Annotated in this window: 20 protein-coding genes; 10 read left to right on the forward strand and 10 right to left on the reverse strand. The window is 62.4% G+C overall.

Annotation, left to right across the window (positions count from 1 at the left end; all coding sequences use genetic code 11):
- Positions 1-55: 55 nt before the first annotated feature.
- From murU to B1781_RS01590, 4 genes are all read left to right on the forward strand, one after another.
- The gene (gene murU, locus B1781_RS01575) at positions 56-712 is read left to right on the forward strand and encodes an N-acetylmuramate alpha-1-phosphate uridylyltransferase MurU (protein ID WP_078118001.1); all 657 of its coding nucleotides are present in this window, start codon (positions 56-58) and stop codon (positions 710-712) included.
- Positions 713-908: 196 nt separating this feature from the next.
- Positions 909-2330, forward strand: coding sequence for a glutamate--cysteine ligase (locus B1781_RS01580; protein WP_078118002.1), 1422 nt, complete (start codon positions 909-911; stop codon positions 2328-2330).
- A complete protein-coding gene (locus B1781_RS01585) occupies positions 2327-3367 on the forward strand; it encodes a M14 family metallopeptidase (protein WP_408646322.1) in 1041 nt (346 codons plus the stop codon). Before B1781_RS01580 ends, B1781_RS01585 begins: the two co-directional genes overlap by 4 nt.
- 110 nt (positions 3368-3477) lie before the next feature.
- Positions 3478-3966 carry a 3'-5' exonuclease gene (locus tag B1781_RS01590; RefSeq protein ID WP_078121872.1) on the forward strand — a complete coding sequence of 163 codons (489 nt, stop codon included), beginning with the start codon at positions 3478-3480 and terminating at the stop codon, positions 3964-3966.
- On the opposite strand, the gene B1781_RS01595 is transcribed toward B1781_RS01590, so the two are convergent.
- The 5 genes from B1781_RS01595 to lipA form a co-directional block, all read right to left on the reverse strand.
- Positions 3951-5006: a substrate-binding domain-containing protein gene (locus tag B1781_RS01595; protein ID WP_078118003.1), complete on the reverse strand. Its 1056-nt coding sequence runs from the start codon at positions 5004-5006 to the stop codon at positions 3951-3953. The genes B1781_RS01590 and B1781_RS01595 overlap by 16 nt on opposite strands.
- Complete coding sequence (locus tag B1781_RS01600) at positions 5003-6571, reverse strand: inorganic phosphate transporter (RefSeq protein ID WP_078118004.1); 1569 nt, start codon at positions 6569-6571, stop codon at positions 5003-5005. Before B1781_RS01600 ends, B1781_RS01595 begins: the two co-directional genes overlap by 4 nt.
- A gap of 135 nt (positions 6572-6706) precedes the next feature.
- Entirely contained in the window at positions 6707-7624 is a 918-nt protein-coding gene (locus B1781_RS01605) for a hypothetical protein (protein ID WP_125931821.1), read from the reverse strand.
- A gap of 161 nt (positions 7625-7785) precedes the next feature.
- Complete coding sequence (locus tag B1781_RS01610) at positions 7786-8562, reverse strand: YdcF family protein (protein ID WP_078118006.1); 777 nt, start codon at positions 8560-8562, stop codon at positions 7786-7788.
- A complete protein-coding gene (gene lipA / locus B1781_RS01615; RefSeq protein WP_078118007.1) occupies positions 8562-9533 on the reverse strand; it encodes a lipoyl synthase in 972 nt (323 codons plus the stop codon). The genes B1781_RS01610 and lipA overlap by 1 nt, the downstream gene beginning before the upstream one ends.
- A 171-nt stretch (positions 9534-9704) precedes the next feature.
- Between lipA and B1781_RS01620 the strand changes: the two genes are divergently transcribed.
- Positions 9705-10628, forward strand: coding sequence for an SPFH domain-containing protein (locus B1781_RS01620; protein ID WP_078118008.1), 924 nt, complete (start codon positions 9705-9707; stop codon positions 10626-10628).
- Positions 10625-11068, forward strand: coding sequence for an NfeD family protein (locus B1781_RS01625; protein WP_078118009.1), 444 nt, complete (start codon positions 10625-10627; stop codon positions 11066-11068). Before B1781_RS01620 ends, B1781_RS01625 begins: the two co-directional genes overlap by 4 nt.
- Positions 11069-11093: 25 nt before the next feature.
- On the opposite strand, the gene B1781_RS01630 is transcribed toward B1781_RS01625, so the two are convergent.
- The 3 genes from B1781_RS01630 to B1781_RS01640 all read right to left on the reverse strand — a co-directional run bounded on the left by B1781_RS01630 (position 11094) and on the right by B1781_RS01640 (position 16470).
- A complete protein-coding gene (locus B1781_RS01630) occupies positions 11094-11969 on the reverse strand; it encodes an HDOD domain-containing protein (RefSeq protein WP_078118010.1) in 876 nt (291 codons plus the stop codon).
- A gap of 214 nt (positions 11970-12183) precedes the next feature.
- Positions 12184-12558 (reverse strand): hypothetical protein, encoded by a 375-nt coding sequence (locus B1781_RS01635; protein ID WP_125931822.1) that lies wholly within the window; start codon positions 12556-12558, stop codon positions 12184-12186.
- A gap of 78 nt (positions 12559-12636) precedes the next feature.
- Positions 12637-16470, reverse strand: a complete 3834-nt coding sequence (locus tag B1781_RS01640; RefSeq protein ID WP_078118012.1) for a DUF3683 domain-containing protein — start codon at positions 16468-16470, stop codon at positions 12637-12639.
- Between the two features lie 203 nt (positions 16471-16673).
- On the opposite strand from B1781_RS01640, the gene B1781_RS01645 reads away from it, so the two are divergent.
- Both B1781_RS01645 and B1781_RS01650 read left to right on the forward strand, forming a co-directional pair.
- The gene (locus B1781_RS01645; protein ID WP_078118013.1) at positions 16674-17054 is read left to right on the forward strand and encodes a DoxX family protein; all 381 of its coding nucleotides are present in this window, start codon (positions 16674-16676) and stop codon (positions 17052-17054) included.
- Positions 17055-17111: 57 nt separating this feature from the next.
- Positions 17112-18065, forward strand: coding sequence for a D-2-hydroxyacid dehydrogenase (locus B1781_RS01650; protein ID WP_078118014.1), 954 nt, complete (start codon positions 17112-17114; stop codon positions 18063-18065).
- Positions 18066-18098: 33 nt separating this feature from the next.
- Here the strand turns inward: B1781_RS01650 and B1781_RS01655 are convergent, their stop codons facing one another.
- A complete protein-coding gene (locus B1781_RS01655) occupies positions 18099-18881 on the reverse strand; it encodes an ATP-binding protein (protein ID WP_334223847.1) in 783 nt (260 codons plus the stop codon).
- A gap of 203 nt (positions 18882-19084) precedes the next feature.
- Between B1781_RS01655 and B1781_RS01660 the strand changes: the two genes are divergently transcribed.
- Positions 19085-20524, forward strand: coding sequence for a DUF2628 domain-containing protein (locus tag B1781_RS01660; protein WP_078118015.1), 1440 nt, complete (start codon positions 19085-19087; stop codon positions 20522-20524).
- Between the two features lie 33 nt (positions 20525-20557).
- Entirely contained in the window at positions 20558-21100 is a 543-nt protein-coding gene (locus B1781_RS01665) for a histidine phosphatase family protein (protein ID WP_078118016.1), read from the forward strand.
- Here B1781_RS01665 and B1781_RS01670 read toward each other — a convergent pair.
- Positions 21070-21606, reverse strand: coding sequence for a metallophosphoesterase family protein (locus B1781_RS01670; protein WP_078118017.1), 537 nt, complete (start codon positions 21604-21606; stop codon positions 21070-21072). The two genes, B1781_RS01665 and B1781_RS01670, sit on opposite strands and share 31 nt — an antisense overlap.
- Positions 21607-21652 lie beyond the last annotated feature (46 nt).

A 21652-nucleotide genomic window follows, 5' to 3' on the forward strand; every position in this document is an offset into this window, starting at 1 on the left:
CCGAGCGCGTGTCCGGCGTGCCTGCCTCCCGGCGTTCGGTGTGATTCGTAGCGCGATGATTCTTGCGGCCGGCCGCGGCGAACGCATGCGGCCGCTGACCGACCACACCCCCAAGCCCTTGCTGCAGGTCGCGGGCAAGCCGCTGATCGCCTGGCACCTGGAACGGCTTGCCCAAAGCGGAATCACCGATATCGTCGTCAACCACGCGCATCTCGGCGCAATGATCGAAACGGCCCTTGGTAACGGCGAAAAGTGGGGCGTCCGTATCCGGTATTCGGCCGAAGGTGAGGGTAAGGCCCTGGAAACCGGCGGTGGCATATTCAAAGCGTTGCCGCTGCTCGGTGGCGAACCGTTCATCGTGGTCAATGGTGATATCTGGAGCGACATCGATTTTGCCGCGCTGCATCTGCCGGCCGGTGACCTGGCGCACCTGGTGTTGGTCGACAATCCGCCACATCACCCGCAAGGGGATTTCTTTCTGCACGAGTGCCGTGTCGCGGTCGACGGCGAACCACGCCTGACCTTCAGCGGTGTCGGCCTGTATCACCCTGAACTGTTTGCTGCCTGCAGGCCCGGTGCACTCCCGCTGGCGCCGTTGCTCAGGGAGGCTATGGCCGCTGACAAAGTGAGCGGTCTTCACCACCGCGGGCGGTGGACGGATGTCGGCACGCCTGAACGACTGGCAGCGCTCGACGAGCAATTGCGCAACTGATCGACACTACGGATTTCCGGGTGAGTCACCTTTGGGTGTGCGTTGCCGAGCGACTCGGGTGCACCGCGTTTGCCGCCTTCCAATCCCGATCAGCCGGAATCGACGGAAAGACCGATCCCGGCGTGCAAGCCGCGGACAAGGGTATATCATCGGGTTAAAGCCGCCCGGTTCCGCCCGGGCCGACGGATAGGGGGTCATGGGACAGGAAATCACCGACAGTCGATTCGACGCCTCGGCATTCACCGAGTTTCGGCGGCGCCTGGATGCCGAAACCGCGCTGTTGGCGAACTGGATTGCCGACGAGCGTCTGGCCGATGACGAGCGCTATTTCGGTTTCGAGATCGAAGGCTGGTTGGTCGACGAATCCGCGCAGCCGGCTGCGCGTAACCAGGAGTTTCTCGCCGCCGTCGACGATCCGATGGTGGTGCCGGAGCTGGCGTGTTTCAACTTCGAGATTAATTCGGCGCCATTGTTGCTGGCCCCGGGGGCGCTCGACGCCATGCACAATGCCCTGCGTTCACGCTGGCAGCAGTGTGAGCGCAAGGCCGCCGAGCTCGATCTTCGCCCGTTGATGGTCGGCATACTGCCGACCGTGCGCAGTTCGGATCTGTCGCTCGACAGCATGTCGCCGATGGAGCGCTACCGCGCGATAAACGATCAGATATTCAGGCTGCGCCACGGTGAGCCGATCATGCTCGATATCCAGGGCGCGGAGCGGCTGCAGCATCAGCATGACGACGTCATGCTCGAGGCCGGCACAACCTCCTTGCAGATCCATGTCCAGGTCAGCGCACGCGAAGCGGCACGTGCATTCAATGTCAGCAAGATGGTGTCGGCGATCACGGTCGGTGCGGCAGCCAACGCGCCCTTCCTGTTCGGTCGCCAACTGTGGCGCGAGACGCGCATTCCGTTATTTGAACAGGCGGTTGCGGTCGGTGGCAGCGACTACAGCAAGCGCGTGACCTTCGGTATCCGCTACGCCGAGCGCAGCATCCTCGAAACGTTCGAGGCCAACCGCACGCGTTACCCGGTGATACTGCCCGACCTGATGGATGAGCCGGTCGAGCGACTGGCCCATCTGCGCCTGCACAACGGTACCATCTGGCGTTGGAACCGCCCGTTGATCGGCTTCGACGAGCACGGCAAACCGCACTGCCGGATCGAACACCGCGTGACGGCGGCAGGGCCGACACCCGTGGATGCACTCGCCAACACGGCGCTGTACCTCGGGCTGTTCGAGGCGCTGATGCGCTCGGGTGACGCGCTGGAGAACTTGCTGCCGTTCGACACGGCACGCGCGAATTTCTATGCCGCCGCGCGCGATGGCCTGGCGGCCCGCATACGCTGGCTCGACGGTGGCGAGCAGACGCTGGCCGAACATCTGACATCCCATCTGGTAGATACCGCGGTTGAGGGTTTGGTCTCGGCCGGGGTGTCGCATGACGAAGCCGAGCACTGGTTGAGTGTGATTCGCGGACGTGCCGAACGCATGCGGACCGGCGCCGACTGGCAGGTGGCCTGGGTTGAACGCCACGGGCGCGATTTTCCTGCACTGGTCGATGCCTACGCCGAACGGCAGGTAAGCAACACCCCGGTGCACGAATGGAGTTTGACGTGAGCGAGTTGTTACGCGAGTTTGATGAGTTCCCTGTTTCTCTGCTCGAAACGGAGGCCAAGGGGTTACATGGCATTCTGGGTGGGCCGTCGTTGTTCCACCTTAAAGGGCGGCGCGAGCCGGCGCTGTTTGTCGCGGTGCTGATGCACGGCAACGAAACCAGTGGCTGGGATGCGATCCGGCAGGTGCTGCACGAGTACCTGCGTGAAGACGGTTTCGATCTGCCGCGCTCGCTGAGTCTGTTTATCGGCAACACGGCCGCCGCAGAGGCAGGGCTGAGGCACCTGCCCGATCAGCCCGATTACAACCGTGTGTGGCCGGGTAGCGAGAGCTACGGCACGCCCGAGCACGAGTTGATGAAGGCGGTGCTCGACCGCATGACGGATCGTGAGATCTTTGCGTCGGTAGACGTGCACAACAACACCGGGGTCAATCCGCACTACGCCTGTGTCAACGTCCTCGAGCATCAGTCGCTGCACCTGGCGGCACTGTTCGGGCGCACCGTGGTGTACTTCGTGCGCCCGCGCGGCGTTACATCGATGGCAATGGCGGCGCTCGGTCCGTCGGTAACCCTGGAATGCGGCAAGGTCGGTCAGCCGCATGGCGTCGAACACGCCGGCGAGTATCTGCGAGCCTGCCTGAATCTCTCCGAGATACCGACCCACCCGGTTGCCAGTCACGATATCGACCTGTACCACACGGTGGCGATCGTGCGCGTACCTGACGACCATCAGTTCAGTTGCGGCGGCAGCGATCAGCCGATCAACTTCCCGCGCGACCTGGACACGATGAATTTTCGTGAACTGCCTGCCGGCAGCCTGATCGCGGAGTGTGCGCCGGAACTCGTCGCACCGCTCGACGTGCGCGACGAGCGTGACCGGCATGTTGCGGAACGCTATTTCGAGATCGAAGACGGCCGCCTGTTGACCAAGGTGCCGGTGATGCCGTCGATGCTCACCTGCGATCCGGTCGTGATCCGCCAGGATTGCCTGTGTTACCTGATGGAGCGCTACAACGACCGCCTGATCGATGCCGGGTGAGCCGCTGCGCTGTCTTCGTCCGGCACTCCGGCAGGTAAATTCGCCGTTAAGGTTCAGCGGGCGCTGCCGACAGGTTCGGGAAGGAGATTAGTACCGTCGTGGAGAAGACGATGACCCCCATTATTATCGACATCGAGGCTTCAGGGTTCGGCAAGGGCAGCTATCCGGTGGAAATCGGCCTGGTGCTGCCCGAGGGGTCGCGTCATTGCTACCTGGTGGCCCCCGCCCGCAATTGGCGGCACTGGGACCAAGAGGCGGAGCAGGTGCACGGCATTTCACGCGACGTACTCGAAGCCCACGGCCGCCCTGTGCAGGATGTGGCGTGGCGGCTCAACGAGTTGTTGAAGAACAAGGTTGTTTACAGTGACGCCTGGTCGTTCGATATGTCGTGGCTGGGCAAGTTGTTCGACGCGGCGAACATGCAGCAGTCTTTCCGCGTGGCCGACATCGCCGAACTGATCGACGAACAACAGCGCGATCGCTGGGGGCAGGTCAAGCAGCAGGTAGTCGAGGAGTTGGGGCTGCGTCGCCATCGCGCAAGCGGCGATGCACGTATTCTTCAAGAAACCTGGCGGCGCGTCGTTCAGCGCGCGGCCTGACCCGCCTGCTGATCCGACTGGCGGCGCTCAGCCGGTGCCAGCGGGATCAGCCCCTGCTCAATCAAAGCGCCTTCGGGGCCGCTGATCTGCGGCGACAGCAGCGCCTCTACAAAGGTATCGAGATTGTGCACGATCCGTTCGTGCTGCGGCTTCACATAGATGAACAAGGGGCGGCTCAGCGCATACACGCCGGATTCGATCTGCGCGAATTCGGGTAACACGCCATCGATCGATGCCGCCTGCAGGCGGTCGCGATTACGGTCGAGAAAGTTGTAGCCGAAGATCCCGATGGCCTCGGGGTCGTTGACCAGCTTGCGCACGATCCGCGCGTCGTTCTCTCCCGCATTGACGAAGGCCCCGTCCTCGCGCAGCGTCTGGCAGCGCTGGTGGAAGGCGTCGGCATCCGTGCGCTGCAACGACGAAAGCACCGGCGTTTCGACACAGACCGACTCGAGAAGGCGTTCAGCCAGGATGTCGCGGGTACCGGAGGTCGGGGGCGGTCCGAGCACGCGTATGCGTTGATTGGGCAGCTTCGGATTCACCTGCTGCCACGTCTGGTAGGGGTTCGGGATCAGCTTGCCGCCGTCCGACGGTGACGGCACCTCGCGTGCGAGCGCCAGGTAGAGGTCGCGTTTCGTCAGCTCGAACGCGGGGGCAGACTTGCTGTTGGCGAACACGATGCCGTCGTAACCGATCCTGATCTCGCGCACGTCGTTGACATGGTTGCGCGTGCAGTTCGTGCGCTCGCTATCTTTCATGCTGCGCGACGCCATGGTGATATCCGGTGTCGCCAGACCCAAGCCGGAGCAGAACAGCTTGATGCCGCCGCCGGTACCGGTCGATTCGACCACCGGTGCGGTGAATCCCTGGGCGCGGCCGATGTCTTCCGCGGCGGCCGTAACAATGGGATAGGCGGTCGATGAGCCGACGATCAGGATGTGGCTACGCTGTGTGAGATCGGCCGCGAAAGCTGCGCAGTTCAACACCGCACAGCTCAGGCCGGCCAGAACCAGCGAGGGAAACCATCGGTTCGGATTCAAGGCAACATCATCCCGCGGATCATGAAATACAACAGCGCCGCCAGCAGGCCGGACACCGGTACCGTGATCAACCAGGCGGCAACGATCTTCATCAGTGCCGAACGTTTGACCAGTTCCGTCTTGTAGACGCGTTTGAGGCCTTTGCGTTCCTTTTTGCTTAATTCGGCCTTGGCCGAATGCTCTTTGAGCTGCTGCAGCATGACGCCTTTTTTGGCAACCGATGCCTTGCGGAATTCGATCAGAAACGCCTCGACCTCGGCCTCGTCCTGCCCGTGGTGGTGCGCCTTGATCTCTTCGACCATCTGCGAATAGCTTGCCTTGAGAAACTCGCGCAGAAAGCCGACACCGAACACCGCGCCGACTGCGATGTGGGTTGACGAAACCGGCAGGCCAAGCTGGGTCGCGATGATCACGGTGATCGCGGCCGCCATGGCGATACTGAAGGCGCGCATCTGATCGAGCTCGGTGATTTCGGTGCCGACCGTGCGGATCAGTTTCGGCCCGTACAAGGCCAATCCGATCGCGATGCCGATCGCCCCGACCATCATCACCCACAATGGGATAGACGCCTTCTCGGCGATGCCGCCATGCAGTATGGCGTCGTTGATCGCGGCCAGTGGGCCGACGGCGTTGGCGACGTCGTTGGCACCATGGGCAAAACTCAACAGGGCCGCGGCAAACATCAGCGGGATGGTGAACAGCTTGTTGACGCTGATCTTTTCACTCGGCAGCCGGTCGGCGGCGCGCGCCACGATCGGCTTGACGACGAAATAGACGGTCGCGGCGATGCCGACGCCGATCAACGCCGCCGGACCCATCCCCATTTTCCAGATGTGCTTGAAGCCCTTGAGCATCAAGTAGGTGCCGAATGCCCAGGCCATCAACGCCACCAGTAGCGGCACCATCTTCTTGGCGGCGCCGGTCATGTCTTCCTGGTAGGTGATCGTGCGTTTGATCAGATAAAGAAACAGGGCGGCGATGACACCGCCGAGTACCGGCGAGATCACCCAACTCGCGGCGATCTGTCCCATGGTGCCCCAGTCGGCGATACCGAGGCCGCCGGCCGCGATGCCGGCGCCGAGCACGCCACCGACGATCGAATGCGTGGTCGAAACCGGTGCGCCCAACGCGGTCGCCAGGTTGAGCCACAGGGCGCCCGACAGCAGCGCAGCCATCATCAGCCAGATAAAGGTGTTGCTGTCGGCAATCAGGCTGGGATCGATGATGCCTTTCTTAATCGTTCCGACCACGTCACCCCCGGCGATCAAGGCACCGCCGGCCTCGAACACCGCAGCAATTGCAATCGCGCCGCCCAGGGTCAGCGCTTTGGAGCCGACGGCCGGCCCGACATTGTTGGCGACGTCGTTGGCGCCGATGTTCATCGCCATGTAGCCGCCGATCATGGCCGCAGCGATCAGCATGTAGTTGTGCGGGATGTCGCCGATGTTGATGCCGGCGATCAGCATGATCAGGATGATGAAGAACAGGGCAGTCCCGAATCGGAACATTTCGGGGCGACCGAAGCGGGTCGCTTTTTCTATCTGCGAGATATTCTGCAATTCCATTCGGAGAAACCTGATCGGTTGTAGGTTGGACCGCGGTCGGCTGACAAAAAAACGCAACATTATTGTCACATTTTCAGGCCGAATAAACCCGAAAACCGATTGATGGGCGTCAAAGGTTTCTGCGCTGGAGAAGTCTCAGGAGTCGTAGTCGTTGCGCATCTCGCCTTTGAGCCTGTCGTAGCCCTTGTGGTGCCAGATGCGCATCTGTTTGTAAGGTTGTCCGCCGGCCCGCCACAGCTCGTCGTCCTTGAGAATCATGCAGGCGGTTTGCTGATGATCGTGGTTGCGATCGGCGTCGCTAATGTAGTCGCTACCGCCGAAGCAGCAGGTTTCGTAGAGGTGTGCGAGGTCGGGGTAGATCGCGCTGTGTTCATGCCCCAGCCAGTGCACCATCTCGTGAAACATCAGCGCCGGGCGGTTCTGGTAGCGATGCAGGTTGGCCGGGCGGAGTGGCTGGCCATTGCGGTGCTCGAGGATCTGGTCGTCGCGCAGGTGAAAGAACGAGCGGTAGGTCTGGTCGTCGTAGCGGCGGCTGAGGATACCGCCGAGGCGATAGGTATCGAGAATGATCGCCGGATAACGCGCCTCGTGCAGGACCGAGTACAAGGGGTCATCGAGGCTGGTACCATTCGGGCTGGTGGCAACCGCGGTGGCAAACATCTTGTCTTCGACGCATTGCAGGGTCTTGGTCTGCGGCGAGGCGAGCAGGTCAGCCAGGCGACCCGCCTGTTCGGCGTGGTAGCGGTGCAGATAGCCCATCGGGCCGTTGCCGGCGAGGCATTGCAGGCCGATCTGCAACCCACGTTTCAGGTCGCTGCGCAGTATTGCTTCACCCGACGAGAAGGCGGCGGGCTCGGCATAGGGATAGTTTTCGCAACCCCGGGTGGCAACGGCATCGATCAGCGGTTGTTCCAGCAGCGCGGCAGGCGGGACGGCTGCCTTTCTTTGGGCGATGTCGGTCGCCGTCGCGCCCGAAGCCAGGACGGTGAGCGGCAGCACCCATGCTGTGAACGCGGTTCCTAAACCGCCGATTCTCGTGATCCAAGCCGACACGGATCAACCTCCAACCAGCTCATTTCGGGTGTCAGCGCCGTGTGACCGGCGCGTGACATCTCCTTCGAGTCTAGCCGAAGTTCCGTGTTTGTATATACATTGTGAATAAAAGGTGGCGTAGCGGCGCTACAACGCGCCCGGTCCGGGGCCCTGCTGGCGCACTAGTGGTGGTTGAAGCCGTACCAGATCAATCCTGCCATCTCATGCAGGATACGGTAGCTCCGGCCCAGGTACCCGGGATGCGGCAGCCAGTCGCCGAGCTCGCTGCTGGTCTGTGCCGTCGGCGGAACGTGCTCGAAACCGAACGGCGCCGGCATCGCGTCGATGCCTTCGGTTTGGGCGGCGATCAGGGCGCGCGGCATATGCGAGGCATGGGTTACCAGGATCACCCGCTGAATCTTGTGCTCCTTGAGCAGGCCGGCGCTGTTGCGGGCGTTCTGCTTGGTGTCTTTGCTGGTGTTTTCCGTGGCCAGGATCTTGACGCTGCCATGTGCGCGCAGCCAGTCGGCGGCCAGGTCGGCGAGTGGCCGGGTATCGCCCTTCACGCTGCCACCGCTCAGGACGATCGGCAGTTTTGTCTGCCGCTGCAGCTGCAATGCGTAGTCAACCCGCTGCAGGCTCAAGCCTCCCAGCTTGTCGCCACCCGGGACTTCCGGGTTGTGGCGCGAAACGTCTGCCAGCAGCACCAGGATCGCGCCGGCGCCACTCTTGTTCAGGCGCTCCTGACTGGGCGCCGGAACGGTTTCGACCTGCGCCGCGAGCCAGTTCAGGCCGACCGGCGTCGACAAGGCGTAAAACGCGACGATCGACAGAAAGATCAGGAAGCGGCCGAAGAAATGCTTGGCGAACAGCCAGCCGATCAGCATCAACAGGATCAGGCCACCCGGAGGCAGCAGGATCAGTTTGAGGATCGCACGAGTCCCTACGTCTATGTCCACTAGCGCTCCAACACGGGATTGGCTTGAAGGTCTGCATGATACGAAGAACGCACCATCGGTCCACTGGCTACGTTCGAGAAGCCCATCTGCTCGCCGAGCACGCGTAGTGCGTCGAACTCTTCCGGCGTTACGAACCGGTCGACCGGCAGATGGTCACGGCTCGGCTGCAGGTATTGGCCGAGTGTCAGCATTTCACAATCGTGGTCGCGCAGGTCACGCATCACTTGCTCGACCTCTTCGCGGGTTTCACCGAGGCCGAGCATGATCCCCGACTTGGTCGGAACACCGGGGTGCTGCGCTTTGAAGGCCTGGAGCAGGTCGAGTGACCATTGGTAGTCAGCGCCCGGCCGGGCCTGGCGATACAGTCGCGGCACCGTTTCCAGGTTGTGATTGAACACGTCGGGTGCGGCATCGCTGAACTGATCCAGTGCCACCTCCATGCGGCCGCGGAAGTCGGGTACCAGCACCTCGATCGTCGTGCTGGGGGTCGATTGGCGCACCGCCCGAATGCACTCGGCGAAATGGCCGGCGCCGCCGTCGCGCAGGTCGTCGCGATCGACCGAGGTGATCACGACATAACGCAGTGCTATCTGTGCGATCGCGTCCGCCAGGTGCCGCGGCTCGTCGCCGTCCAGCGGTTGCGGTTTGCCATGCGCGACGTCGCAGAACGGGCAACGCCGGGTACAGATGTCACCCATGATCATGAATGTGGCGGTGCCGTGGCTGAAGCATTCACCCAGGTTCGGGCATTGCGCCTCTTCGCACACCGAGCTCAACTTGCTCTCGCGCAGGATCTGCTTGATCCGCGCTACGCCGGGCCCGCTAGGCGCCTTGGCGCGAATCCAACTGGGTTTGCGCACCACCTCGGTCGTCGGCTGCACCTTGACCGGAATACGGCTGACCTTGTCATGACCGCGTTGGTGGGTGGCAGGCTGGCTGCGCGATGGGGCGTTGTAGCTCTTGTTCGCCATGGCGACGGTCTTCTTCCGTTTCGAAGTGATCTAATTGTACCGATTTTTAGACCGCGGAACCCTTGCAGTTCGCCGTGAGTGACCTGCGGAGCCAGTCAATCACGGGTTGGGCGAGCGCTTCCCCGCTAAGGGTATACTGCGCTCCGCGAACCACCTACAAGGATTGAATCGATGAGCGAATTCGGCGTTTTTACACTCTTCCTGTTCGGCCTCGCCGCAGTCATTTTGTTCCTCGGGGTGAAATCGGTGCCGCAGGGAAATGAATGGACGGTTGAACGCTTCGGCAAGTACACCCGCAGCCTGCGTCCGGGCCTGAACCTCATTGTGCCGGTCATCGATCGCATCGGCCACAGGCTCAACATGATGGAACAGGTGTTGGACGTGCCGACCCAAGAGATCATCACCAAGGACAACGCCATGGTGTCGGTCGATGGTGTGGTGTTCTATCAGGTGCTCGACTCGGCCAAGGCGGCCTACGAGGTCAGCAACCTGCAATACGCCGCGCTGAACCTGACCATGACCAACATCCGTACCGTGATGGGTTCGATGGACCTCGATGAATTGCTGTCGAAACGCGACGACATCAACGCCCGCCTGCTGATGGTGGTCGACGAGGCGACCACGCCCTGGGGAGTTAAGGTAACGCGCATCGAGATCAAGGACATCAGCCCGCCGACCGACCTGGTGGAATCGATGGCACGCCAGATGAAGGCCGAGCGCGACAAGCGTGCCGCGATCCTGGAAGCGGAAGGCCGTCGACAGGCCGAGATCCTCAAGGCCGACGGTGAAAAGCAGGCGGCGATTCTCGAAGCCGAGGGCGAGAAAGAAGCGGCGTTCCGCGAGGCCGAGGCGCGTGAACGTCTGGCCGAGGCCGAAGCGAATGCGACGCGCATGGTGTCCGAGGCGATCGCCAGCGGTGACATCCAGGCGGTCAACTACTTCGTTGCGCAGAAATACGTCGATGCGTTGCAGACAATCGGCAGCGCCCCCAACCAGAAACTGATCTTCATGCCGATGGAGGCCAGTGGCGTGATCGGTGCGCTCGGCGGCGTGGCCGAGTTGGCCAAGAGCGCAATGGAGAAAGACAAGGCATGAATGGCTACGAGCCCGACTTCTGGCACTGGTGGATCCTGGCGCTCGGCCTGATCATCGTCGAGACCCTGGTGCCCGGCACCTTCTTTCTGTGGATGGGTATCTCGGCCATCGTGCTCGGCCTGGTCGCTTGGCTGGTGCCGGCGATGGGTTGGGAGACCCAGCTGATGCTGTTCGCGGTGTTGTCGCTGGTCAGCATCGTCGGCTGGCGCTGGTGGCAGCGCAAGCATCCCGAGGAGACCGATCAGCCCACCTTGAACCGGCGCGGCGAACAATATGTCGGCCAGGTGTTCACGCTGGAGACGGCGATCGAGAACGGCTTCGGCAAGGTGCGGGTTGGCGACAGCCTGTGGCGCGCCCAGGGAGCCGACGCGGCAGCCGGTGCGCGGGTGCGCGTGACGGCCGCCAACGGGGTGATTCTGGTCGTCGAGCCGGTCGACTAGGGTCGGCCAGGCGGGTGGCCGGGGTTCAGGCCATCATGCCGTCGTGCTGCGCCATGATGTTGTACATGGCGTCGACCATTTCCATCGTCGAGGCGTCCAGGGCGGCCGATCCGACTTCCGGCGGCAGGTCGGCGATTCGCCAGATCGGAGCGCGAATCCGCTGCACGATTTCATCGATCAGCAGGTCCGAATCGACACCGCTGCTGAGCTGCACGGCGATGTGCAGCACGGCGATCTCACGTGCCTGAGCACCCGCCACATCTTCAGGGCGCATCAGGTGAGCAAATGAATCGACGAAAATCGGCGGCAACTGCCACGCGCGCGCCAGCTCGGCAGCGAACTGCATGGCGTCGAAGCCGATCAGTTCCTGCTCTTCGTACAGTCTCGCGTCCAGGCCTTCGTCGGATCGCGCCAGCGCCTGGCGACATTCTTTCGGGTAGCGGCTGAACAGCACCAGGTGACCGATGTCGTGCAGCAGGCCACGGGCAAACAGGCTTTCGGCGCTGCGCATGGCGGCACCATCGGCTATCGATTGCGCGAGGAAGCCACAGTGCACGCTGCGATACCAGAAGGTATCAATATCCATCAACTCGTTGCGCATCGCGTCGAAGGCCTTCGACACACTGGCGGCCAGCACCATGTCGTGAATCTTCTGCATCCCGAGGATGTTCGCCGCCCGCGAGATCGTGTCGACCTGCGAGCGAAACCCGTAAAACGCGCTGTTGGCCATGCGCAGCACGCGGGCGGCCAGGGCCGGATCGAGCGACAGTACCTCCGCCGCATCGGCCATCGATGAATCCTCCGAATCCATGACTTCGCGCAGGCGGATGTACACATCGGGTAGTGATAATGCGTCGAGGGATTCGTCGATCAGTTCGTCGATCTTGATAGCTGAGGTCATTCTGTAGTGGCCTTCGCGAGCGAAAAAGGGATTTTCTGCCCTAATTTATCGGCTGAGGTCGGTCGGCCTTGAGTGGACTGCGTCGCAGAGTGAGCGCGCCGAGAGAAGGTGGGAAACGGTTTTGGTTGAGGCGGGGTGCGACATGCCGGCGACACCGGGCGCGCCGCCGTGAGGGGCTACCTGCAGCATCGATGTGCCGCAGGTAGCTATCCGGTCAGAATTCGACCCGCTTGTCGCTCGGCGGAACGACGATTTTCACGACACCGGGCGCCGCCGGATCGGTTACTGCCTCGATGTCGACGTCGCAGGTGGATTTGTACCAGCAGCGTACCAATGAGACGGAGATTGTCGTATCCGTTTCCTGCAAGACGGCGCCGGGGCACCAGTACAGCGTCTCCAGTATCGGCTTGGCGGTAATCACGGTACTGCCATCGGGCTGCGGGTTTATCGCCACGTCGTGAATACGTGCTTTGTCATAGGTGCCGGCTGTGACCAGTTGGCCGCCGAGCAGAGCCAGAATCGCCAATACTGAAGCGAGTCCTTTGCGGGCAAATCTGCGGCCGGAAGAGCGTTTCGCGTTCCTTGTCATCGTTTTTTTCCCTCGTTGCTTGCGCAGCCGACATCTGTTTTTGAGCGGCTGCGCGGTAAGTTCAACTCTTTGGTTTTGCTACAACAGCACCCGTTCAACGCCGCCCGCTTTGGCTTTGTCGACGAATCGCTGCTGCCACTTGTCGCCCAACAGGTGGCGGGCCAGTTCGACGACGATGTAGTCGGTCTGAAGGCCGGTCTCGTCGGCATAGCGGTTGAGGCCCTGCTGGCAGGCGGGGCAACTGGTCAGGATCTTTACCTCACCGTCGGTCTTGTCTTTGCCGGTCAGTTCGCGGATGCCCTGGTGCAGTTCCTCCGCCTTGCGGAAACGCAACTGGTTGGCGATGTCCGGGCGTGCCGTGCCGAGTGTGCCGGCCTCGCCGCAACAGCGGTCGGACAGCAGCACCGGCTGGCCGAGCAGGTTGCCGGCGACCTTGATCGGGTCGTACTGTTTCATCGGCGTATGACAGGGATCGTGGTAGAGAAACTGCTTGCCGGCCACGCCGTCGAGCTTGACGTCCTTCTCCATCAGGTACTCGTGGATGTCGAGCAGGCGACAACCGGGGAAGATCTTCTCGAACTCGTACTTGAGCAGCTGATCCATACAGGTGCCGCACGACACGATCACCGTCTTGATGTCCATGTAGTTCAACGTATTGGCGACCCGGTGAAACAACACGCGGTTGTCGGTCGTGATCCGCTGGCCTTTGGCGTGCAAGCCGGCCGAGGTCTGCGGGTAACCGCAACACAGATAGCCGGGTGGCAGTACGGTCTGTGCGCCGGTTTCGTAGAGCATCGCGAGCGTCGCCAGACCGACATCGGAGAACAGGCGTTCCGAGCCGCAGCCGGGAAAATAGAACACGGCGTCGGTATCGTCACTGACCTTGGCCGGGTCGCGGATGATCGGGATCATCGTGCGGTCTTCCAGGCCGAGCTCGCTGCGATAAGAGCGCTTGGGTAATTCGACGCGCAAGGGGCGGCGTACCAGCTCAACACCGATCTCTTTGAGTTTCGGTTTGCCGGTGGTGGTCGACGGGATACGGTCAGGTTCACCGAGCAGCTTGGTCTTGCGCGCCATGTCGTGGGCGAACGACAGGCCCTTGAATCCCCAGTCGAGCATGCCCTTGCGCAGCACTTTGATCGTGCGCGGATCGGTCGCGTTGAGAAACTTCATCGCCGCCCAGGTGCCGGCATTGAACCGCTTCTTGCCGCGTTCGGTCAGGATCTTGCGCATGCGGATCGTGACGTCGCCGAAATCGATATTGACGGGGCAGGGAGCCTCGCACTTATGGCATACGGTGCAGTGATCGGCGATGTCGTTCATCTCGTCGAAGTGTTCGAGCGACAGGCCGCGACGCGTTTGTTCCTCGTATAAAAACGCCTCGATCACCAGGCCGGTGCCGAGGATCTTGTTACGCGGTGAGTACAACAGGTTGGCGCGCGGCACGTGCGTCATGCATTTGGGTTTGCATTTGCCGCAGCGCAAGCAGTGTTTGATGTCGTCGTTCAGTGCGCCCAGCTCGCTCTCTTCGAGGATGATCGCCTCTTGCTGCACCAGGCGCAGCGACGGCGTGTAGGCGCCGTTGAGTCCGGAGCCGGGCATCAGCTTGCCGCGGTTGAAGTGCTGATCGGGATCGACCTTGTTCTTGTACTCGACGAAACGCGCCAGCTTGTCTTCTTCGAGATACTGCACCTTGGTCAGGCCGATGCCGTGCTCACCGGAGATGACGCCGCCGAGCGCCTGGGCCAGTTCCATGACGCGGTCGACGATGCGGTCGGCCTCTTGCAGCATGCGGTAGTTGTGCGAGTGCACCGGGATGTTGGTGTGCACATTGCCGTCACCGGCATGCATGTGCAGCGCGACGAACAAGCGGTTGTTGCGCTCTTCGGCATGGATCGCGCGCAGGTCTTCGCGCAGCGACTCGAGCGACGATCCCTGGAAGATTTCACGCAAAGGCTGCTTCAGCTCGTTGCGGTAGGAGACCACGATATCCCTGCGCAGCAGCATGTCGAGCAGGGTGTCGCCAGCGCGTAGCTTGTCGGTTTCGCCGGCAAGCAGGATGTTCTGACGGCCCTCGGTGTATGCCTCCGCAGGATCGTCGAGATGCTCGGACAAGGCCTGCCAGCGCTGGCGCACCTGCTTGAGCAACGAGTGTGCGAGCAGGTACTTGTTGCGCACGATATCGTTGGAGTCTTCGACCTCGTCGGGCGATGGCGTGCGTTGTTCGAGCAGTGCATCGAACTTGTCGAGTACCTCGAGCTTGTTCTTGATCGAATGTTCGATATTGATGCGCTCGATGCCGCGGCTGTAATCAGCCAGCTTGTCGAGCGGTATCACGACGTCTTCGTTGATCTTGAACGCGTTGGTGTGCGCCGAGATTGCCGCGGTACGCGAGCGGTCGGCCCAGAAGCGTTTGCGGGCGTCCGGGCTCACGGCAACGAAACCCTCGGCCTCGCGCGCATTGGCCAGGCGCACGATCTCGGATGCAGCGGCACCGACGGCATTTTCATCGTCGGAGACCAGGTCGGCAATCAACACCATCTTAGGTCGGTCGCGGCGTGCTGCCTTCGTCGCGTAGTTGACCGCCTTGACGTAGCGTTCGTCGAGATGTTCCAGGCCGGCGATCTTCACGTCGGGCAGCGACTTGGCGTAGTTCACGATCTCGACGATCGCCGGTACCGCGTTGCCCAGGTCGGTGCCGAAAAATTCGAGGCACACGGTGCGGATCTGCGAGGGCATGCGGTGCAGCACAAAGCGCGCTGAGGTGATCAGGCCGTCGCAGCCTTCTTTCTGCACGCCGGGCAGACCGGACAGGAACTTGTCGGTGACATCTTTGCCCAGGCCGGTCTTGCGAAACGCCGCGCCGGGCATCTCCAGCGTCTCAGGCTCGCCTTTTACAGTGCGGCCGTCGGTCGCGTAACGGGTGACGCGGAAGCGCACCTTTGCCTGATCATGGATCTTGCCCAGGTTGTGCTCGAGCCGTTCGACCTCGAGCCAGTCGGCCTGCGGCGTGACCATGCGCCACGAGGCGAGATTGTCGAGCGCGGTGCCCCACAGTACGGCCTTCTTGCCGCCGGCATTCATCGCGATGTTACCGCCGATCGTCGAGGCATCCTGTGAGGTCGGGTCGACCGCGAATGCCAGACCGTTCTGCGCGGCCAGATCGGAGACGCGGCGGGTGACGACGCCGGCGCCGGTACGCACCGTCGGCACCTCGCCTTCGACGCCCGGCAGTTCGACGCGCTCGACGTCCGACAGCGATTCCAGCTTCTCGGTGTTGATCACTGCGCAGTTGGCATCCAGCGGCACGGCCGAGCCGGTATAGCCGGTGCCACCGCCGCGAGGAATCAGCGTCAGGCCGCAATCGATGCACGCACGCACGATCGCGGCGACCTCTTCTTCGCGGTCGGGCGAGATCACGACGAACGGCATCTCGACGCGCCAGTCGGTGGCGTCGGTAGCGTGCGATACGCGGGCGAGCCCACTGAAATCGATATTGTCTTTGCGGGTGATGCGGCTCAGCGTGCGTAGCACCCGGCTACGCAGCAGCTGGCGTTCGCCGAAACAGTTGGAAAAGCGATCGACCGCCGTACGCGCGGCATCGAGCAGCTGCGCCGCGTCCTGGTTGTCGTTGAGACGTTTTTCGAATTGTTCCAGGCGGTGATTCACCGCCTGGATCAGCGCGTCGCGCCGGTCCGCATTCTTGATCAGGTCGTCCTGCAGGTAGGGGTTGCGCTCGACCACCCACATGTCGCCCAGCACCTCGAACAGCATGCGCGCCGAGCGACCGGTACGACGTGTCGCGCGCAGATCTTCGATCAGACGCCAATTGTCTTCGCCCAGATAGCGAATGACGATCTCGCGGTCGGAGAACGAGGTGTAGTTGTAGGGTATCTCGCGGATACGCTCCATCGGGTTTCCTGCCGGCCAAAATCAACAAGGCCCGAGAAGACGGGCCGTGAGACCGAAGTCTATCCGAAAATGTTGCGCCGCGGCGCGCCCCGGGGGCGCGGACAGCTTCAAACTGCTCAAGACTGAGTATTGCCGCAAGACGAAAGGATTCCGTGCGTCAGCAGGTCTCCCCTCAGACGCCGAGATACAGGAGCGCCTTTGCCATGAATCCGCTGTGGTTTATCCGATTGCCATTCGCCATCACTTTTGCCGGCCACGGGGCCGGAAAATTGCTGATGCCCGAGGCCTCGTCAGACATGCTGGGGGTGTCGGTGTGGCTCTTGATCGTTGTCGGTGTCGCCGAGGTGCTGGCCGGCATCGGCGTTGTGGTCGGCGGGTTCAGTGCAGCGCCGCACCGCATTCTGGTCAATCGCCTGACCGGCCTTGCCGCCGTCCCGGTGCTGGTCGGCGCGATTGCCATGCTGCACTGGCCGCGTTGGTCGTTCGTCGCCTCCGAGTCGCATCCGCTCGGCGGCATGGAATTCCAGGTGCTGCTGTTGGGTGTCGCGCTGTACCTGCTGTTGGCGCCAAAGTCTTCGCTGTAGCGGTGCGCACGCGATCTTCGCGTGCTAGTTTCGATTCGAAACGACAGCGGGGAACTTATGAAAGGCGTTTTTTTGGACCTGGCCAGCCTGGCCGAGCAGGACCTGGATCTCGGCGCATTCGACAGCGTCATCAACGACTGGCGAACCTATCCGGCCACCGCGCCTGATCAACGGCTCGATCGTATCGGCGATGCCGAGATCGTTGTCACCAACAAGGTCGTGCTGGACGACGCGATTCTGCGTGCCGCGCCGCGCCTGAAACTCGTGTGTCTGACCGCGACCGGCTACAACAACGTGGCGATCGAGACGGCCAAGGAACTGGGTATCGTGGTCAGCAACGTGGCTGGCTATGCGACCGACAGCGTTGTGCAGCACGTATTCGCGCTGATCCTCGCCCATCACACCCGCCTGTTCGACTACACCGCGGCCGTGCGCCGCGGCGAGTGGACCAACAGCCCGCGCTTCTGTCTGCTCGACTTTCCGGTGCGCGAGTTGCGTGGCATGACGCTGGGCATCGTCGGCTACGGCGAACTCGGCCAGGGAGTGGCGAAGATTGCCGAGGCGTTTGGTATGACCGTGCTGGTCTCGCAGCGCCCCGGGGGCGATGCCAAGCCGGGCCGCTTGGCGTTCGACGAAGTGTTGACCCAGGCCGACGTGCTGACACTGCACGTGCCGCTGCTGGACAGCACCCATCATCTGATTGACGCTGCCGCGCTTAAGCGCATGAAACCGACGGCCTTGTTGATCAATACGGCGCGCGGCGCGGTGGTCGACAATGCTGCGCTGGCCGATGCCTTGCGCCGCGGAGAGATCGGTGGCGCCGGCATCGATGTATTGGATGTCGAGCCGCCACCCGCCGATCATCCCCTGCTGGCTGCGGACATCTCGAACCTGATCGTGACCCCGCACAGCGCCTGGGCGGGACGCCAGGCAAGGCAGAACGTGGTCGACGCAACGGTGGCCAACATCCGTGCCTACCTCGATGGGCAGCCTGTCAATCGGGTTGCCTGAATCTGCAGTCGGTCGGTGTGGTTTCCGTTGGGTTCAGGATTCGGCCGCGGCTCGTTGCGACGGACGATTGTCGTCAAGCGCCACATCGCCGCCCATCAGCGGCCGCATCGCGTGCAACAGGTTGGCGAAAAGGTGGTCGTGCTCACGTTCTTCGCGCGCCAGCAGTGTCTTCATATAGGCCCGTTGTGTCGGTGCGGTGAAACACGCCGGACAGGAATCGGGCACCACCGGCAGGTCGGCGGAAGCGGCGAATGCCGCGGTCTGGGTCTCGCGTACGTACACCAGGGGGCGGATTACCCGCAGGTCGCCGGCATCGATCCGGTAGTGCGCCTTCATGGTGTCCAGTTTGCCTTGATGAAAGGCAGACATCAGAAAGCTTTCGGCCAGATCATCGAGGTGTTGCGCCAGCGCCAGCACGTTGAAGTCGTGTTCGCGGCAGGTGGAGTACATGATGCCGCGCTTCATGCGCGCACAGTAGGCGCAGAACGAATCGCCATCGAGGCGCGTTTTGGCCTCTTCCATGATCGGTTGGCTGCGGTAATACCAGGGCACCCCGATTGCGTCGTAGTAGCCGGTCAACGATGAAGGGTCGAAGCCTTCGACCTCCGGGTCGACCGTGATCACGCCAAGATCGAATTTGACCGGCGCGTAGGTTTGCAGATGGCGCAGGATCGACAGCAGGCTCAGCGAGTCTTTGCCGCCCGATACGCCGAGCAGAATGCGGTCGCCGTCGCGGATCATGTCGTAGTCGGCGATCGCGCGACCGACTTTGCGTAGCAGCGATTTCGGCGGTTTAGCGTGAAGTTGAGCGCACATCGGTCGATTTTAGCGGGGAGTGACGCGCCGGGCGACCGGCGATCTGCTTTGCCACGAGTCACGGGAAAGAAAAACGCCGCATTGCGACTGACGTTATACTGCGCCACCAAATCAGGCGCGGCCGATTGGAGTCGGCGGCACACGAGGGTCTGGGAGCCCAGGATGTATTCGAATCGAGCGCACCCGCATGGATAATCACCCACATGGATAATCAGGGCTTTCGCGTTGTCCTGACCGGGCAGTTGATGGAGGGATTCGCGCGCGAGCCGGTGCTGGCGTCGCTGTCCCGCTTGTTTCAAACCTCTGCCGCGAAGATCGCCGATGTGTTCGAGGGTGGCGAGCATCCGATCCGCGATGTGCTGGGCAAACATGAAGCCCTGGCATTGCAAAAACGGATAGAGCGCCTGGGTGCCAAGGCGCGGGTCGAAACCGCGGCTTCGGACGTTGCGAACGATGCCCTGATATTGCCGGTGGACGACACGCCACCGGATGCGGGATTGATGCATTGCCCGGCCTGTGGGCACAAGCAGCTGGTAAGCAAGCGCTGTGATGAGTGCGGCGTGGTGTTCGCCGACTACAACCGTCAGCATCGCGCCGGGCCGGTGGTTGCCGAAACCCAGTCGGCGAATCCTTTTCCGCACACTGCCCGCCCGGTCAAAACGGCCCCGCAAAAACCGCGCGATATCCACGCCGCTGCCAGCGACGGCTGGCGTGACGACTGGCTCGAAGAGGACTCGGTACCGACAGAGCAATACCACGTGAACCTGTTCATGGGGATGCGCTCAGCCGATCTTTCCGAGACCTGCGAAAAGATGATGTTGGGTCGGCGAACCCGCATGATGCTGTCCTGGGTGCCGGGCGCGTTCCTCAGCCCCTTTCTGTGGGCGATGTACCGCAAGATGTGGGCATGGGGTACCGTGATCTTCGCGGTCGAGATCCTGTTGCCGGTCGTCCTCATCACCTTGGGTGCCAAAGAGGGAATGTCCGACAAGCTGGTGTACGCGGGATTGGCGTTGTTGCTGATCAACCGTCTGTTCTGGCCTGCCGTGCTGAAGAACCTGTATTGCCGACATGCCCGGCGGACGATCCGTTACATGCACCGTCTGGCGCCGACCTATGCATCGGATATCGATATCGCAACGCGCGGCGGGACCAGCCGTACCTCGGCCTTCGTCGGCCTGGTGCTCGGAATCGTGGTCTCGTTGCTGTCATGGAGCGTGATGGACACGCTGTATGCCAACGTGATCAAGCCGACGCCCGAGTTCACGACGCCTGCCACCCTGCCGAGCGATCCGCCGCCGCTGTTGCCCAACGGCGGTGCGACACAGCCGCCGATCGATCTGCAAGCCACGGCGCCGAACAATGAGAACCGCTGGGTTGCGACCCGCAATCGCCTGCGCCTGCTGGGTCAATCGATCAACGCCTGGTTTGCCGACCGCGGAGCCGGTGTCGATCCGCAGAGCTTCGACATGGCGGGCCTCGCCGCGGCGATGTCGCTCGATGCCGAGAGCATGCGCGACGGCTGGGGGCGCGAGGTGAGCTACCTGCCGGAAGGCCAGGGTTATGTGCTCAGGTCGGCCGGACCGGACGGTGAGTTCGGTACCGCGGACGATGTCGAGTACCGCCGCATCCTGCAGCGCTGATCGGTCCGCCGTACTGGTTCGGCGGGTGCAGCGATGCAGATAATCGGCGTGCGTCACGGCCAGTCGCAATACAACCTGCTCGGCCTATGCAACGATGATCCCGCGGCGGCGGTCGACCTGACCCCGTTAGGGGCCGAGCAGGCCGCAACGGCAGCCCACCGCCTGCAAACCTTACACGTCGATGCCATCTATTGTTCTCCGCTGCTGCGTGCCAGTCGCACCGCGCGGATCATCGGCGAGGCGATCGGGGTAGATGTTGTCGACGAGCCGCGCTTGAGCGATATCCGTTCCGGTTGTGAAAGCCAGCCGGTGGCACATTACCTGAGCGCCATCGCGCATGACCCGGTTCACGCGAAGGTTGGTGATGGCGAATCACTTGCCGAGTACAGGCAGCGGGTTGAGGGTTTTCTGCACGAGCTGTCGCAACTGGCGTTCGGCTGCGTGCTGCTCGTGGCCCACGAGGAAACGCTGCGAATCTTCCAATCGGTATATGCGGGCGAGTCGCTGGCGGCCGTCGCGGGCAGATCATTCGACAATTGCCGGCCTTACTTTTTCGACTTGCCTAGCGGGAACTGATGCGCGGTCAACCGCCATCGCCGCCTGCCGGCCGACAGCAGGATGCAGGCTGAACCGCCATAGGTGCGGCTGCGCCCGGCAGCTCCGGGGTTTACGACCCAAGGCGTTTCCGATTGATCGACCGTCTGGCGATGACTGTGGCCGTACAGGATCAACCGCGCCTGCGGATGTCGCTGGCGCAGTACCGCATGCCGCGTGGCCACCGGGTTGGCACGATCACCGTGCTCTACGACAACCATGCCGCCCGGCAGCTGGATATCTGCAGTCAGTGGCAGGCTGTTTGGGTCGATGGGGCTGGTCGGCGGCCATTTCGACGGCACGTCATTGTTACCCCTCACGGCGACCAGCTGTGCCGCACGCGCGGCGAGCATATCCAGGATGCCCGGGTCACCGATATCGCCGGCATGAATGATGATGTCGGCATTTTCCGCCAACTCGAGTATCCGCTCGTGGACTTGACCATGCGTGTCGGCCAGCAGCAGAACGGTTTGTCTGTCCGTCGTCATTGTCGTTGTGCTTCACCTCTGCGCTTGGTCCGGCAGGCGCACCTGG

The organism is Thiosocius teredinicola (assembly GCF_002009425.1).
GTDB lineage: Bacteria > Pseudomonadota > Gammaproteobacteria > Chromatiales > Chromatiaceae > Thiosocius > Thiosocius teredinicola.